General features: G+C 43.5%; 13 protein-coding genes. 7 read left to right on the top strand and 6 right to left on the bottom strand.

Annotated elements, in window-relative coordinates:
- Nucleotides 1-418 precede the first annotated feature (418 nt).
- From AC0VYG_RS16540 to AC0VYG_RS16510, 7 genes are all read left to right on the top strand, one after another.
- A complete protein-coding gene (locus tag AC0VYG_RS16540; RefSeq protein WP_475429040.1) occupies nucleotides 419-1,471 on the top strand; it encodes an efflux RND transporter periplasmic adaptor subunit in 1,053 nt (350 codons plus the stop codon).
- Nucleotides 1,471-4,539, top strand: coding sequence for an efflux RND transporter permease subunit (locus AC0VYG_RS16535; RefSeq protein WP_475429039.1), 3,069 nt, complete (start codon nucleotides 1,471-1,473; stop codon nucleotides 4,537-4,539). Before AC0VYG_RS16540 ends, AC0VYG_RS16535 begins: the two co-directional genes overlap by 1 nt.
- A gap of 560 nt (nucleotides 4,540-5,099) precedes the next feature.
- A complete protein-coding gene (gene glnT, locus AC0VYG_RS16530; protein WP_475429038.1) occupies nucleotides 5,100-6,434 on the top strand; it encodes a type III glutamate--ammonia ligase in 1,335 nt (444 codons plus the stop codon).
- A gap of 42 nt (nucleotides 6,435-6,476) precedes the next feature.
- A complete protein-coding gene (locus AC0VYG_RS16525) occupies nucleotides 6,477-7,376 on the top strand; it encodes a class II glutamine amidotransferase (RefSeq protein WP_475429037.1) in 900 nt (299 codons plus the stop codon).
- Nucleotides 7,377-7,394: 18 nt separating this feature from the next.
- Nucleotides 7,395-8,078: a GltB/FmdC/FwdC-like GXGXG domain-containing protein gene (locus AC0VYG_RS16520; RefSeq protein WP_475429036.1), complete on the top strand. Its 684-nt coding sequence runs from the start codon at nucleotides 7,395-7,397 to the stop codon at nucleotides 8,076-8,078.
- A 19-nt stretch (nucleotides 8,079-8,097) separates the two neighbouring features.
- Nucleotides 8,098-9,426 (top strand): FMN-binding glutamate synthase family protein, encoded by a 1,329-nt coding sequence (locus tag AC0VYG_RS16515; protein WP_475429035.1) that lies wholly within the window; start codon nucleotides 8,098-8,100, stop codon nucleotides 9,424-9,426.
- 263 nt (nucleotides 9,427-9,689) lie between these two features.
- The gene (locus AC0VYG_RS16510; RefSeq protein ID WP_475429034.1) at nucleotides 9,690-10,949 is read left to right on the top strand and encodes an ammonium transporter; all 1,260 of its coding nucleotides are present in this window, start codon (nucleotides 9,690-9,692) and stop codon (nucleotides 10,947-10,949) included.
- A gap of 204 nt (nucleotides 10,950-11,153) precedes the next feature.
- Here the strand turns inward: AC0VYG_RS16510 and AC0VYG_RS16505 are convergent, their stop codons facing one another.
- The 6 genes from AC0VYG_RS16505 to AC0VYG_RS16480 all read right to left on the bottom strand — a co-directional run bounded on the left by AC0VYG_RS16505 (nucleotide 11,154) and on the right by AC0VYG_RS16480 (nucleotide 16,153).
- Complete coding sequence (locus AC0VYG_RS16505; protein WP_475429033.1) at nucleotides 11,154-12,296, bottom strand: ABC transporter ATP-binding protein; 1,143 nt, start codon at nucleotides 12,294-12,296, stop codon at nucleotides 11,154-11,156.
- Nucleotides 12,297-12,306: 10 nt separating this feature from the next.
- Nucleotides 12,307-13,113, bottom strand: a complete 807-nt coding sequence (locus AC0VYG_RS16500) for an ABC transporter permease (RefSeq protein WP_475429032.1) — start codon at nucleotides 13,111-13,113, stop codon at nucleotides 12,307-12,309.
- A 2-nt stretch (nucleotides 13,114-13,115) separates the two neighbouring features.
- Nucleotides 13,116-13,967 carry an ABC transporter permease gene (locus tag AC0VYG_RS16495; RefSeq protein ID WP_475449865.1) on the bottom strand — a complete coding sequence of 284 codons (852 nt, stop codon included), beginning with the start codon at nucleotides 13,965-13,967 and terminating at the stop codon, nucleotides 13,116-13,118.
- A 79-nt stretch (nucleotides 13,968-14,046) separates the two neighbouring features.
- Nucleotides 14,047-15,066, bottom strand: coding sequence for an ABC transporter substrate-binding protein (locus AC0VYG_RS16490; protein ID WP_475429030.1), 1,020 nt, complete (start codon nucleotides 15,064-15,066; stop codon nucleotides 14,047-14,049).
- Nucleotides 15,067-15,449: 383 nt separating this feature from the next.
- Entirely contained in the window at nucleotides 15,450-15,743 is a 294-nt protein-coding gene (locus tag AC0VYG_RS16485) for a DUF1330 domain-containing protein (protein WP_199477036.1), read from the bottom strand.
- A 23-nt stretch (nucleotides 15,744-15,766) separates the two neighbouring features.
- Complete coding sequence (locus tag AC0VYG_RS16480; RefSeq protein WP_199477035.1) at nucleotides 15,767-16,153, bottom strand: carboxymuconolactone decarboxylase family protein; 387 nt, start codon at nucleotides 16,151-16,153, stop codon at nucleotides 15,767-15,769.
- Nucleotides 16,154-16,157 lie beyond the last annotated feature (4 nt).

The raw sequence follows: 16,157 nt of genomic DNA, 5'->3' as shown, positions 1-16,157 counted from the left end.
GTTTAAAATGATTGAGAAGCGGTTGTTTTTTCTGTGTTATTAATCGTTTCTTCGTAAAGAGCTTCTAGGTTCATCCCCATTCACTCGATGGCTTTGGTTGTCACAGTCCATGTTTAGCGGAAATACAATGGTTTTTGATGATGGGGGATAAGAACAGAATTTGAAGTGAGGTTGATCTCATCTTTTGAGCCAACATTGTGTGGTAACGGTTCCATTTGACTACATTTATTTAGAAAATAAAACATGGCTCAATTGTTGTTAAAAAGTGGTTTTAATGCTGTTATCGCAATAAGTTATACCTTTTATTAAGCTCTTTTTTTGCTGGTTTTCGTCTTCTAATGAGGTTTTCGAAATGATGTCTTTTCGCTTAGGTCAGGGATTGCAGAGGTCTTTTACATCAATTTTTGGAAAAACTGTTGTGCTGTCATTTTGTGTGGCGCTGTCTGGCTGCAGTGAGCAAAAGAAAATCGAACCTGCGCCGCCTAGACCGGTGAAAACCGTGTTGTTGTCTGCAGACTCATCGTCCGATCAGGTGAGCTTGATTGGGGATATTGAGCCAGAACATGAAACTATTTTAGGGTTTCGCATAGGCGGTCGTATTATTGAGCGCAAAGTGGATGTGGGGAATAAGGTGTCTAAGGGTGAACTGCTGGCGGCATTGGATACCAGTGACGCCAAAAATCAGTTAGCCAATGCTCAGGCGAAGTTAGTAAGTGCGCAATCCAGTTTGCGTTTGGCAAAAATCACCTACAAGCGCTATAAAAAACTGCTGTCAACACATGTTATTTCCCAATCGCAATTTGACATGAAAAAGTCTGATTACGATACCGCCATGTCGCAATATGAAAGTGCGAAATCGGCCGTTAAAGAAGCGTCCGATAATTTGGGTTATACCAAGTTGCTGGCACCGGAAAGTGGGGTGATTACTCAGGTCAGTGGTAATGTTGGGCAAGTGGTTTCTGCTGGACAGGAGGTGGTGAAACTGGCTTCTCTGACTCAGCGCAATGCGGTGTTTGATGTACCGGAGGAGATGATTACCAATACACCACCTCACAGCAAAATCACAGTGGCATTATTGTCTGATCCGAGTATTAAAACCACCGGAACGGTTAGAGATGTCAGTCCTCAGGCGAATACGAATACAAGAACCTATCGAGTTCGTATTAAGTTAATGACCTTTCCAAAAGAAATGGTGTTGGGCGCTATTGTGAAAGGCTCGATTCGTCTTCGTGAAGCCAATATTATTCAATTACCAGCATTAGCGCTAACGCGCCAAGGCAAGCAGCCTGCTGTGTATATTTATGATCCGTCAACCCAGTCCGTTCACTTGCAGCCGGTAACCATTGCGCGCTACAGCAATAACAGTATTTTTGTGTCCAAAGGCTTGTCGACTGGAATGCGTGTTGTGGTGGCGGGCGTATCGACATTGCGTCCTGGCATGAAAGTCACCCTGTTTAAGGATGAGAACTGATGTCTGACCCACGCAAGCGTTTTAACTTATCCGAATGGGCTTTAAATAATCAACAAATGGTCAGTTTTTTGATGATGGTTGTGGTCGTCATGGGCGTGCTCAGCTATATCAATCTGCCCCGTAATGAGGACCCTTCTTTCACGATCAAAAAAGCTGTGGTGTCGACCGTATGGCCGGGTGCGTCAGTGAAAGATACCACGCAATTTGTTACTGATGTGGTGGAAAAGAAACTGCAAGAAGTTCCATATTTGGATTATTTAAAAAGCTACACTCGGGAAGGTGAGTCCGTTGTCTTTGTGAATCTTCGGGATAATACACCGCCTAAAATGGTGCCAGAGATTTGGTATCAGGTTCGTAAAAAAATGAAGGATTTATCCCCTAGTTTGCCAGCGGGGGCCAGTGAACCTGCCGTGGATGATGAGTTTGATGATACCTATGGAACCATCTATGGGTTTACCGGAAAAGGTTTTACTGAGCGCGAACTGCGGGATGTGGTGGACCGTATTCGGGATCGGCTGTTGAGTGTGGCAGACGTGAGTAAAATAAAGGTGCTGGGGGCGCAAGATGAGCAAATTAATATTGCCTTTTCGCCTGAAAAATTAGCGGGTTTAGGGTTAAGTCTTAAGCAAGTGACGACCATGCTACAACAGCAAAATGCCATTGTTCCTGCTGGGGTGATTCGTACAGGAAGTGAGCGTATTGATTTGCAAGTGTCGGGGGCCTTTAAGTCCGAAAAAAGTTTGCAAAATATTGTGTTGCATATCGATGGGCATTTTGTGCCGTTAACGCAAATTGCCACCATTCATCGAGTGTTAAAAACACCGCCGGAACCCGAGTTTCGAGTGAATGGGCAGCCTGCCATAGGGCTGGCCATTTCCATGTCGAAAACAGGCAACATGTTGGATTTTGGTCAGCGGCTCGACCAAGAAATGGATAAGGTCAAGTGGCTTTTACCCCATGGTATGCATGTCTTTACAGTGGCTAATCAATCTAAGGTGGTAAAAGGGGCGGTGAACGGTTTCGTCAAAGTGCTGGTGGAAGCCATTGTGATTGTGTTGGCGGTCTCGTTTATTTCTCTAGGTATGAGAGCAGGCTTAGTGGTCGCCTTTTCTATTCCCATCGTGTTGGCGATGACCTTTGTTGGCATGGAAATCGTTGGTATTGGACTGCAACGTATTTCCTTGGGGGCTTTGATTATTGCATTAGGTTTATTAGTCGATGATGCGATGATTACTGTTGAGACCATGGTTTCCCGGTTGGAACAAGGTTGGCAACGCAAAGAGGCCGCAGTGTACGCGTTTAAGAGTACGGCTTTTCCAATGTTAACGGGTACGCTGGTGATGGTGTCAGGCTTTATTCCAGTGGGTTTTGCCGCCTCCAGTGCGGGTGAGTACTGTTATTCCTTGTTTGTCGTGGTGTTGATTTCTTTGTCGAGTTCTTGGATCGTGGCGATTTTATTCTCACCTTTGTTAGGCGTTTGGCTCTTGCCACGAACACTGGTTTCTCACAAAGATAAGGTCAGCTTCCACTCAAGGATGTTTAGTCGTTTGTTATCTTATTCACTCTCTAAGCCTAAGAGTGTGATTATGCTTGCCTGTGTTTTGCTTGGTCTGTCCATTGTCGGGATGGGCCAGTTGAAGTCGGTTTTTTTTCCATCATCAGATCGTCCCGAATTGCTGGTGGATTTGACTTTGCCGCAAAACGCCACGCAAAGTGCCACCCGAGAAAAAGTCATAGCGCTTGAAAAATGGCTTAAGACACAGCCAAACGTGGCGCATTTTTCCTCCTATGTTGGCTCCGGAGCGGTACGCTTTTATTTGCCGATGGATGTCTTGCTCAGTCATGAGAATGTGGCCGAACTGGTGGTTGTGGCGAAGTCTACTGACGTTCGAGATAGGCTAAGTGCTGATATCAAGCGTTATTTGAATCAGCATGATTCGGATATTGTCAGTCGTGTAGCGCCCTTAGAGCTTGGTCCACCAGTGGGTTGGCCTGTGCGTTATCGTATTATGGGCCCAGATTTGGATAAGGTGCGTTCATTGGCAACGGATTTAGCCGTGTTAATAGGAAAAGATCCGCAGACGCGTGATATTAATTTGACCAGCGGTGAGCCAGAACGTCGCATCGCCATTGATATTAATCAAACTCAAGCTCGGGCGGTGGGGCTAAGTTCTGAACAAGTGGCCAATACACTGGCTAATATCTTCTCTGGCCATGTGATTACTTCGCTTCGTGATCATAACCGTATGGTAAATGTGGTGGTGCAAGGCAATAAAGAAGCTAAGGAAAATGTATCCACCATCAGTAACTTGCAAATACCCATAAGCAATGGACAAACGGTGCCACTAAGACAGATTGCCACCATTCAATATGGCATAACCGATCCCATTGTGTGGCGCTGGAATCGAGAGCCGTATATTAGCGTGCAATTAGATGCGGCGTCGGGCGAGTTGCCGCAAGCCTTGTCCAATGAGTTGGCTCCCATCGTTCAGCAGTTTACGGATAAATTGCCACCGGGCTATCAGTTAAAAGAAGCGGGAGCCGTTGCTGAGTCAAGTAAGGGAAACCGGTCAGTCTATGACGTATTGCCAGTGACCATTTTATGCATGCTGACATTATTAATGATTCAGTTACGTCGCTTTTCACGGATGTTATTGGCTTTATTTATCGCGCCTTTTGGCTTAATCGGGGTCGTGATCGCCATGTTGCCAACAGGCACCCCCATGGGATTCGTCGCTTTACTGGGGATTATCGCTCTGTTTGGTATGATCATTCGCAATGCGATTATTTTAATTTCTGAGGTGGATCGCAATGTTCAAGAAGGTGTATCCATTCACGAGGCCATTACGCGAGGGGCGATACATCGCTCCCGTCCTATTTTATTGACGGCTTGTGCGGCGATTTTAGGGATGGTGCCGATTTCCCGAGAAGTCTTTTGGCAGCCAATGGCGTATGCCATTATCGGTGGATTATTGATTGCGACCCTCATTACCTTATTGGTGCTGCCTGCGGCGTTAAAACTTGTTATGCAGTGGGAAAGTGCACGCCGGGGCGACAATGCGCTTTAGTAAATAATAAAACGCTCTCTTAAGGGGGACTCTTTAGTGGCAGTGGCACGGCTTCTGCCACTAAAGATTTGTTTTTATCTTTATGCATGATAAAGGAGCGTCGCTTAATTTTGTAATAGGTTTGCGTCTTGCCTGTATAGCCGTCTTCCTCAAGCTTTTATTTTGGTGAAACCTCTCTTGTTTGAATCATTCCGCCCTTATTTAGGGCATTGTCGTGTCTAGATGGTGCGCTTTTCTCATCGCTGTTGGCCTTCCTACCTCTTACTAATGGGTCTCTTTACTCTTTATGTGATTTTTAGATCATAAAAATCATTACCTTACACTGATAAGAAAAAAAATTCCTAAAAATCAAATTTTGGCAAACATGTTGCTTTCCCATAAGGAAATAAAAATTCCCTTTGAGAATATTATGGGTTTTTTTATTCGGTGTTATCTACTCTAGCAAGATTGATAAAGGTTATTACTAACAGCATTAGTGAGACTTTTGGATAGTTTGCTTTGGTTGTTTGATTCACCAATGAGAACACACATTACGTTCACCATAAGTTAGGAGATCAGCAATGCAATCAGATGCAGTAGAAGACTTTCTTAAAGACAATAATATTAAATATATTTTAGCGCAGTTTGTGGATATTCATGGTGTGGCAAAAACAAAATCTGTGCCGGCAAAGAATATTTTTGATGTCGTTGAGAAGGGGGCTGGCTTTGCGGGTTTTGCCGTTAGTGGTCTTGCTATGGCGCCTCATGGGCCTGATTTTATGGCGCGTGGCGACCTATCTACTTTGAGTATCGTTCCATGGCAGCCTGGCTATGCAAGATTAGTCTGTGACGGTTATGTTAATAATGAGCCACATTTATATTGTTCACGAGTCGCTTTAAAAAACCATCTTAAACGCTTAGAAGACAAGGGCTGGACCTTGAATACCGGGCTTGAACCAGAGTTTTATTTGTTCAAGAAAGGGGAGCAAGGAGAGCTGCTTCCCGTTGATCAATCCGATACGCTTGCTAAGCCCTGTTATGACTATAAAGGACTTTCTCGTTCTCGTGAGTTCTTAGAACGTTTGGTGGAGACCTTACAAGCCGTTAATTTTGATGTTTATCAAATTGATCATGAGGATGCCAATGGCCAGTTTGAAATCAATTACACCTATGGCGATGCATTAGAGTCTGCTGACCGATTTACTTTCGTTCGTATGGCGGCCGGTGAAATAGCGAATGATATGGGGATGATTTGTTCCTTTATGCCGAAACCTGCTCCAGATAAAACAGGTAATGGTATGCATTTCCATTTATCTATCACTGATGAGTCGGGTAAGAATTTATTCAACGATGACAGTGATACTAATGGCATGGGCCTTTCAAAATTAGCTTATCACTTTACAGCAGGCATTCTGGCACACGCTAAAGCGATTTGTGCTTTTGCCGCCCCGACAGCTAACTCCTATAAGCGTTTAGTGGTTGGCGGTAATAGTTCAGGTGCCACTTGGGCGCCAGCCTATGTTTGCTACGGCGACAATAACCGTTCAGCGCTAGTTCGTGTGCCCTATGGCCGCTTAGAATTCCGTCTACCTGACTCAGGTTGTAATCCTTACCTTGTTCATTCTGCCTTAATTGCTGCGGGCCTCGATGGAGTTGAGCGTGAACTGGATCCTGGTGAGCCCATGAACATCAACCTTTATGACCTATCTTTGGAAGAAATCCTCGCTAAAAATATTTCTATTCTTCCTCAATCTCTTGGTGATGCGCTGGATGAGTTAGAAAAAGACACCGTTTTCGTTGACGCCATGGGCAAAGATCTTGTCGCGGAATTCCTTAAAGTGAAGCGTGCTGAGTGGAATGAGTATTCGCGCCAAGTTTCCTCTTGGGAAGTCGAAAAATATGCCGAGTTCTTTTAATTATCCAGTGCTAAGTTTTAAAAATATATTGAGGTTTCTACTATGTGTGGAATTGTTGGGCTTTATTTAAAAAACGATAAATTTGAAAAAAAATTGGGTGAGTTATTTGAGCCAATGCTGATTTCAATGACAGATCGTGGTCCAGATAGTGCGGGTTTTGCCATTTATGGTGATGAGGTTGGCGAGAATTGGGTCAAGTTAACATTAAGACACCCTGATGAGGCCTTTAGCTGGGAAACGCTGAGTGACAAGCTATCAGTGTCATTAGGTTGCGAAGTCAAATGGATGCAAAACGCGAATGTCGCTGTGTTAAAAATTAACTCGGATGAAAGGTCTGCCCGTAGCACCTTGAATGAACTGTATCCCGATGTATTGATTTTGAGCGCGGGCTCCTCTATCGAAATTCTAAAAGAAGTTGGGTTGCCTGAAAACATCGCGTCGAAATTTAACCTAAGTGGAATGCAGGGCAGTCATATCATTGGTCATACGCGTATGGCAACAGAGTCTGCAGTCACCATGGAAGGTAGCCATCCTTTTTCGACAGGTTCTGATTTATGTCTTGTCCATAATGGTTCGTTATCAAACCACAATCGACTGCGCGATAAACTCAAACGAGAAGGCATTACGTTTGAAACGGAAAACGATTCCGAAGTGGCAGCTGGTTATTTGACGTGGCGTCTTAAGCAAGGCGATACACTGAAAGAAGCCTTGGAAAATGCGCTGAAAGATCTTGATGGCTTTTTTACGTTTACGATTGGCACTAAAGACGGTTTTGCTGTTATGCGTGATCCTATTGCTTGTAAGCCAGCAGTACTTGCTGAAACCGATGATTACGTTGCAATGGCATCAGAGTATCAAGCTTTGGTTACTTTACCAGGTATCGAAAACGCGAAAGTTTGGGAACCGGAGCCTGCGACTTTCTACATTTGGGAACGTAAATAGTTTTGGGAGAATTGGGAAATGATGACTGTTGATTTAGCGGCTCAATCTGTACGAGATTTAAATAAAGCCTTACATGAGTGCAAAGATAATTTAACGGAAAAAGAATGGATAGTGACAAACCCTAAAGGCAATCACAACATTGCGGTTGGGTTGGATGCGGATATCTCGGTCGATGTTCACGGGCATGCAGGTTACTTCTGCGCGGGTATGAATAAAACGGCCAACATTACGGTTCATGGCAATGCTGGCCAAGGTGTTGCCGAGAATATGATGTCCGGTGTTGTGCGTATCAAGGGCGATGCATCTCAAGCCGCTGGGGCAACGGCCCACGGTGGACTGTTGGTTATTGAAGGTAATGCGGGGGCTCGTTGTGGTATTTCGATGAAAGGTGTCGATATTGTGGTGAAAGGCAATATTGGTCATATGAGCTGCTTTATGGGGCAGTCTGGATCACTTGTGGTGTGTGGCGATGCCGGTGAAGCGCTCGGTGATTCCTTGTATGAAGTCCATATTTATGTGAAAGGGACAGTGAAGTCTCTTGGGGCAGACTGCATCGAAAAAGAAATGCGTAGCGAACATATTGCGGAGTTGAAAGGCTTATTGGAGAAAGCGGGCGTTGATGAAAATCCGCTTGATTTCAAACGTTATGGATCGGCTCGTCAGCTTTACACCTTCAAAGTTGACAATGCATCGGCTTACTAATTTTTGAGAGATTTTTATTATGAGCAATGACACAAATAACAACCCTAGCTTAAAAGAGTCCGCCACCTTTGATCGCGCCACAATGGCTGAAATTCGCCGTGCGGCCAATACAGGCATTTACGATATTCGTGGTTTTGGGGCAAAACGTAAGGTGCCTCATTTTGATGATCTTTTGTTTTTGGGAGCGAGTATGTCTCGCTACCCTTTAGAGGGGTATCGTGAGACCTGTAACACCTCGGTTATTTTGGGTGATCGCTTTGCAAAGAAACCCATTACGTTAGATATACCCGTGACCATCGCGGGGATGAGCTTTGGTGCTTTATCGGCGAATGCAAAAGAGGCATTAGGACGAGGGGCTTCGATAGTTGGTACATCGACAACCACGGGCGATGGCGGTATGACACCGGAAGAGCGTGGTCAATCCAGTAAATTGGTTTATCAGTATCTGCCTTCTCGTTATGGCATGAACCCAGACGATCTACGCAAAGCGGATGCGATTGAAGTGGTTTTAGGACAAGGCGCTAAACCGGGTGGTGGCGGTATGCTACTTGGACAAAAAATTACTGATCGGGTGGCAAGCATGCGCAACCTCCCCAAGGGGATTGATCAGCGCTCGGCTTGCCGTCATCCCGATTGGACTGGTCCTGATGACCTTGCTATTAAGATCCAAGAATTACGAGAAATTACCGACTGGGAAGTCCCTATTTACATTAAAGTGGGGGCTACACGCACTTATTATGATGTGAAATTAGCGGTTAAGGCGGGTGCGGACGTGATTGTTGTGGATGGCATGCAAGGGGGGACTGCTGCTACGCAAGACGTTTTTATCGAACATGTTGGTATTCCAACCATGGCGGCCATTCCTCAAGCGGTTCAAGCGTTACAAGAAATGGGCATGCATCGTAAAGTGCAGCTTATTGTTTCTGGTGGTATCCGAAATGGTGCCGATGTGGCTAAGTGTATGGCGCTGGGTGCCGATGCGGTAGCCATTGGTACGGCGGCGTTGGTGGCTTTAGGGTGTAATGATCCTAAATGGGATGAAGAGTATAAAGCGATTGGTTCTGCTGCGGGTTTTTATGATGACTACCAAGAAGGTAAAGATCCAGCGGGTATCTCCACTCAGGATCCTGAACTCATGAAACGTCTAGACCCTGTGGATGCGGGTCGTCGTTTAGCGAATTACCTTCGTGTATTGACGCTTGAGGCTCAGACATTGGCGCGTGCTTGCGGCAAGAATGATTTACGTAATTTGGAGCCAGAAGACCTGGTGGCTTTGACCGTTGAATCGGCAGCCATGGCACGTGTTCCTTTGGCGGGAACAAACTGGATTCCTGGTCAAAAATTCTAAATTAATTGAATGTCCCCAGTTTTGGCCACGTTTCTGACGTGGCTTTTTTTTGTGCAAAATTTATTTTTGTGATGCTTTCTAGTGCCTGACTGATGTTGTTCTTTTGCTTATATAAATTTTCATTCCGTATATCAAACATTAATAAATTATTTCTTATTTTTCAATGTCTTAAATAATGTTGGCCTAGAATTTGATATTGTCTTGTTAGGAAATTTATTTTCTCTTTAGTGAATTTTGTGTTTCTCAACTTGGAGCTTATATCTATGGGCAATATGGTAATGGAAGTTAGTTATGCATTGGATACATTTTATTTTCTGATGTGTGCTGCACTAGTCATGTGGATGGCCGCTGGTTTTGCAATGTTAGAAGCTGGGCTTGTTCGTGGTAAAAATACAGTAGAGATATTAAATAAAAACGCACTGCTTTACGGTATTGCGTGCTTTGTTTATCTATGTGTTGGTTACAACATCATGTATCCAGCGGATCCTATTAGTGCCTACATTCCTGGCATTAACTTTTTCTTGGGGAGCGATAATACTGTTGATGCTGTCATAGGGGGAGGTGATGGCGCTCCGTATTATTCGTCTATGGCTGACTTTATTTTTCAAGCTGTTTTTGCCGCTGCAACCATGTCAATTGTTTCTGGAGCTGTAGCAGAAAGGATGCGCTTATGGCCTTTTCTGGTTTTTGCTGTGGTAATGGTTGCCGTTATTTATCCTGTAGAAGGGTATTGGAAATGGGGCGGTGGCTTTTTAGATCAATTGGGCTTTCAGGATTTTGCTGGATCGGTTGTTGTACATATGGCGGGTGCCTCTGCCGCACTGGCTGCTGTGATTATGGTCGGCCCGCGTAAAGGTCGTTATGGGAAGAACGGAGAAATTCGTGCTATTCCAGGTGCGAACTTGCCACTTGCAACATTAGGTATGTTTATTCTTTGGATGGGATGGTTTGGTTTCAATGGTGGCTCGGAACTCAAAATATCCAATGTTGAAGAGGCTAACGCGGTGGCCAAAATTTTTGTTAATACCAATGCGGCAGCGGCAACAGGAATGATAGTAGCGGCTCTTTTTGCGCGCTTCTTATTTGGTAAGACGGATTTAACCATGACAATTAATGGTGCGTTAGCGGGTCTAGTGGCTATTACCGCTGAACCTCTTGCACCTTCAGCGGCTACGTCGTCACTGATTGGTGCCGTTGGCGGTATTGTTGTTGTGCTGTCTGTTTTAGCAATGGATAAATTGAAAATTGATGATCCAGTGGGGGCGATTTCTGTTCATGGTTCAGCTGGTATTTGGGGCATCTTTGCTGTTTTGATATCGAATGAGGAGGCGACCTTTTTTGGTCAATTTACTGGCACGATTTGTACCTTTATTTGGATGTTTGTGATGACCATTATTTCTTTGTGGGTTATTAAGAAAATTATGGGACTTCGTGCTAGCGAAGAGGAAGAATTAGAGGGAATGGATATGCATGAGTGTGGTATGCATGCTTACCCAGAGTTTGGTGTAGAAGCCAATAAGTAGTGTTTTACACTACTGCATGTCGCGCCCCCCGATAGCGTGACCTAAAGGCTCCGAAAGGGGCCTTTTATTATCTATTCCCCTCAAATTCCTTTTAATTCCCCAGCCTTTATAAAGCATCAGTAATGTATTGATTGAAAGACGTTTAGTATAAAAAGGGGAATGGATATCCCATTCCCCTAAGGTAGCTATTTATCCTTTTGAGGATTATTGGGGGGCATTCTTATTAATATCACCTTGCTCCCATTTTGAGTACAGAGAACTATGCTTGCTATTCCATCGAATGAAAACTGTCGATCCCGGTTCTAAATCTGGCTGTTCCGTTGCGATATTTTTACTGATTAGCTGATGACCAGATGGCGTTGTGATGCTACAAGTTAGACTTTCACCAAGAAAAACTGATTCATTGACAGTGCCTGATATTTGATTAAACCCGTCTAATAATATCTCGTTTTCAGCTTGTTGATGAGTGAGCACTTGTAGGTTTTCTGGTCGTATCATTAATAATGCTTGCTGGTTTATTGGCATCTCATGTAAATCGTCCAATATAATGTGATGTTTATCGAGTTGTGCAGAAGTTGGTCCTGTCACATTTACTTTTAAGAAATTTGAATTTCCTAAAAACGAAGCAACGAAAGCATTGGGTGGTTTGCGATATAAATCTTTCCCCGTTCCTAAGCCAACGATTCCACCTTCTTTGAAAATGGCTATTCGCTCAGACAAACGCATTGCTTCATCTTGGTCATGGGTGACATATACTATGGTTATGCCAAGCCTTTTATGTAATAAGCGAAGCTCGTCCTGCAAATCCTCTCTTAGTTTTTTATCCAATGCTCCTAAGGGTTCATCCATTAATAGTATTTCAGGCTCGTAAACCAAGGCTCTAGCAATGGCAACACGTTGTTTTTGTCCTCCAGATAACATTGATGGGCGGCGATCTGCAAATGCTCCCAGTTGCACTAAATTTAATATTTCGTCTACTTTTTTATCGCGCTTTCCTTTTTCGACCTTACGAATATCAAGAGGAAAGCCAATGTTGTCTCTCACGCTCATATGCGGGAATAAAGAGTAGTGTTGAAAGACCATGCCAATACCTCGCTTATGGGAGGGAATATTAATAAGAGACGTGTCATTCAATAATATTTCGCCTGATGTCGGTGTTTCAAAACCGGCAATCATGGACAGAGTTGTACTTTTACCCGAGCCACTGGAACCTAAAAAGGTTAAAAACTCGCCTTTTCTAATGTCTAGATTGATGTGATCTACCGCCGTAAAGTTACCGTATTCTTTATTCAATTCTCGTAAACAAACTAAAGGGGATTGAGTCATCGTGTTTGTCTGTAAGCGCATAATATGTCTCCTAGTGTCGATTACTTTGTTTACGAACAAAGCTGGCAATAATCATAATGAACAACGAAAGTATAATAAGCGCGGTCGATGCGACGGCTATCACCGGGGTCAGGTCCTGTCGAAGGGTTGACCACATCTTGACGGGAAGTGTTTGTAGGTCGGGGCTGGCCATCATGACACTGATAACGACTTCATCCCAGGATGCCAAAAAGGCAAACAATGCGCCTGATACAATCCCAGGTTTAATTAAAGGGAAAGTCACTTTAAATATCGCTTGTAAACGGCTTGCTCCGCATATTACTGCAGCGTCTTCAATGGATTTATCGAATAACCTTAATGAGTTAATAATGGAAATGATGGCAAAAGGAAGCGCTACGATAATGTGGCTGACCACAAAGGCGAACATGGTTCCAGTCAATCCTAACGTTAAAAATACGCTATACAATGCAACGGCAATAATGACGACTGGAATCATCATTGGTAGAGTGAAAAAACTATATAAATAATCTCTTCCCTTAAACCGTCCTCTAACCAAAGCAAACGACGCAGGCATAGCAATCAAAGTGGCAATGATAGAGGTCAGACAAGCCACTTCAAGACTGGTGATGGCTGCGTCTATCCATTCTGAGTTATTAAAAAACTGAATATACCACTTTAAAGTCCAAGCTGGTGGTGGAAATATTAGCCATTGAGATGACCCAAACGATAAAAAAACGATAAAAATTATGGGCAGTACCAAGAAGGCTGCAATTGCACCACTGGTAACATAAAGCGAATATTTTAATTTCCAACCCAAAGAGTTATGAGAAAGTAACATAATTAAGCGCCTGTATTGGAAGAAACGGGGGAGTCGGTTTGTACTTTTAAGTAGACATAAAACATCGCCATAGTAATAATGACTAACACAACCGCTGATGCACTTGCCATTCCCCAATTCAAGAAGTTTTGTACTTGCTCGATAATGAACTCGGGTAGCATCATATCATTCACACCGCCTAGGAGTGCTGGTGTGATGTAATAACCTAACGACATGACAAATACCATCAATCCACCTGAGAATAGTCCTGGTTTGCACAGGGGTAAAAACACCCGGAAGAAAATGGTTTTTGCGGATGCACCGCAAATAGATGCCGCCTGTAATACCATAGGATCAATAGCAGACATACAGGCTTGTAACGGTAAGACAATAAATGGAATCATGATATAACTCATACCAATGATGACCCCTGTCATGTTATGTACCATTTCAATTGGCTGATCGATAATCCCTAATGCCATGAGTATCTTATTAATAATTCCTGAGGATTGAAGTAACACGAGCCAAGAGTAGGTTCGAGCTAATAAACTTGTCCACATGGATAGCAATATTATATTTAATAAAATTCTTCCCCACCCTTTTGGTACTAAGGTAATGCACCAAGCTAAAGGGAAGCCTAATAAAAGAGAAATACTTGTTACAAGGATCGAGACGAGAAAGGTATTGTATAAAACTTTAGCATAAGTTGTGGTTGCTAAGAGCTGATCAAAGTTTTGCATGCCAAATTTTGGGTCCGTAATACTATGAAGTAATAAACCGACCAGTGGAATAATAAAAAAACTGCACAAAAAAACTAATATAGGCAGTAAAAGCATACCAACACGCCATTTTTTTATTGAAAAAGCCATAAACATGGTTGGGGCACCTCAATTTTGTCTGGATGGTGTGAATACACCATCCAGACCAATGGTAAAAATGAAATATCCGAAGATATTATTTTAGTAACCAAGCATTCCAGCGTTTTGCAATTTCTTCTCCATGTTTCGCCCAATACTTGTAATTGAGTGAGACTTGCTCTTTCGAGTAATGGGTAGGCAGATAGGTTGTTAGGCCTTTTTCCATCAATGCTGGGCTGTCTTTATTGATCGGGGCGTAGGCTGTCAATGAGGCAAAGTCTGCTTGTCCTTGAGGGCTAGAGGAGTAGGCAAGAAACTTCATCGCAGCTTTTTTGTTCTTAGCGCCTTTTGGAATAACAAGAAAATCAGCCATGACTAAATTTTGCTTCCAACTGATTCCAACTGGCATACCATCTGATTGGAGGGCAAATACACGTCCATTCCAGAACTGACCAAGTGACACTTCACCTGAGGCAAGAAGTTGTTGAGATTGGGCACCACTGCCCCACCACACAATGTCTTTTTTTATTGTGTCGAGTTTTTTAAATGCTCGATCTAGATCAAGAGGGTAAAGGTTTTTAGGTTTGACACCATCAGCCAGTAAAGCAAGCTCTAAGACCCCTGGACTTGGCCACTTATAAAGGGCGCGTTTTCCGGGATAGTCTTTCGTATCAAACAGTGCATTCCAACTTTTGGGTTGGGCACCATGAATTTTGTTTTTGTTGTACGCTAACACAAAAGAAAAGTAGAAAGAGCCTATGCCGTATTTAGAGACAAAGCGAGGATCGATTTCGGATTTATTGATCACCGAGAAATTAAGAGGTTCAAGAAGTCCTTCCGCTGCTGCACGATAAGCAAAGTCGGCTTCAACATCGACTACGTCCCATTGTACATTGCCACTTTCAACCATGGCTTTTAGTTTACCGTAATTCGTAGGGCCATCCTGAATCACTTTAATCCCGGTTTTGTTGCTGAAAGGTATTGCCCATGCCTGCTTTTGAGCATCTTGAGTGGATCCCCCCCAACTTACAAAAGTTATGCTGTCTTGAGCATAGCATTGCATAGCGCCGACACTGCAGATGGAGGCGATAAGTGCGCCTTTTAGTAGTTTTCTCATCGTCTGTTCCTTTTGCTTTTTTATGTACGTGAGTGTTTGCTGCTAAGGCCTTTTTTGCCTCCATAGTGAGAGTTGAGCAAAAAACAACCTTAGAAGTCCATAATATGGTATACCATATTATATGCAAGCATATGTTTACGTTTTTTTATGAGTGCAGTTTTTTTTGACAGAAGTAACAAATGCATTGGCGTGAGCGAATGGAGGAAGGTTGAGAAATTTCGTTAGCCATGCTGCTGCCGTCATTAACGGGTAGATCCAGAGGGGGATTTTTGCTTGTGTTCAGCGGTAATTGATCGCTGGGAAGTGTTTTTTGGTGGCGGTGGAAAGTTTTCTTTTGTTGATGTGAGGACGTATAGAAACGTCCTGTTACATACAGAATGGGATTAACTTAGACCATGCATAATTAAAATATTGGCCTGGGCACAGTTAACTCTGTGCTTTCTGGCTGCTTGATATTCCTCTGAGTGATAGCAGTTTAAGGCACTCTCGTAGCTATCAAACTCAAATACGACGGCTCTATCTGGTGGCGATTCAAACCCCTCGATAGCGGTCACGCCTTCGCCTCTAGAAAGGAGTTTCGCTCCATATTTTTTGAGTGCCGCAGGAGCAAGATCCAAATAATCTTGATACGCCACTTTATCATTAACGTTAACAAATGCGACCCAGTAGCCTTTCATAGTAACAGCTCCTCATGGTTGGTTTAGGACTTTAGTAAGCCCTTATCGGTTAAAACAACACGTGCTATTCGAAAGCATTCCACGCCTTGTGGAACGCCACAATAGATGGCAATGGCATGAATAACCGCGCGTACTTCTTCTACGGTTACACCATTGTTTAGAGCACCTTTAAGGTGTAATTCCCATTCTTCCATTTTCCCTAACGCGGCAATCATAGTAAGGTTCATCATCGAGCGGGTTTTGGCGTTTATGGTCTCATCTCCCCATCCAAATCCCCAGCACCATTCCGTCATCGCCTCTTGAAAAGGGCGATTAAACTCATCGGCTTTCGCTAAGTTCTTCTCAACGTATTCAGCGCCTAGGGTTTCTTTACGTTTGCTGATTCCTAATTCAAATAATTCTTTATTCATTGCT

It is taken from the genome of Marinomonas sp. 63XJN7_7_ISO-PGPR-S23-202, assembly GCF_056173505.1.
Note: the sequence above shows the minus strand (reverse complement) of the source record. Positions and strands in the feature narration are given on the sequence as shown.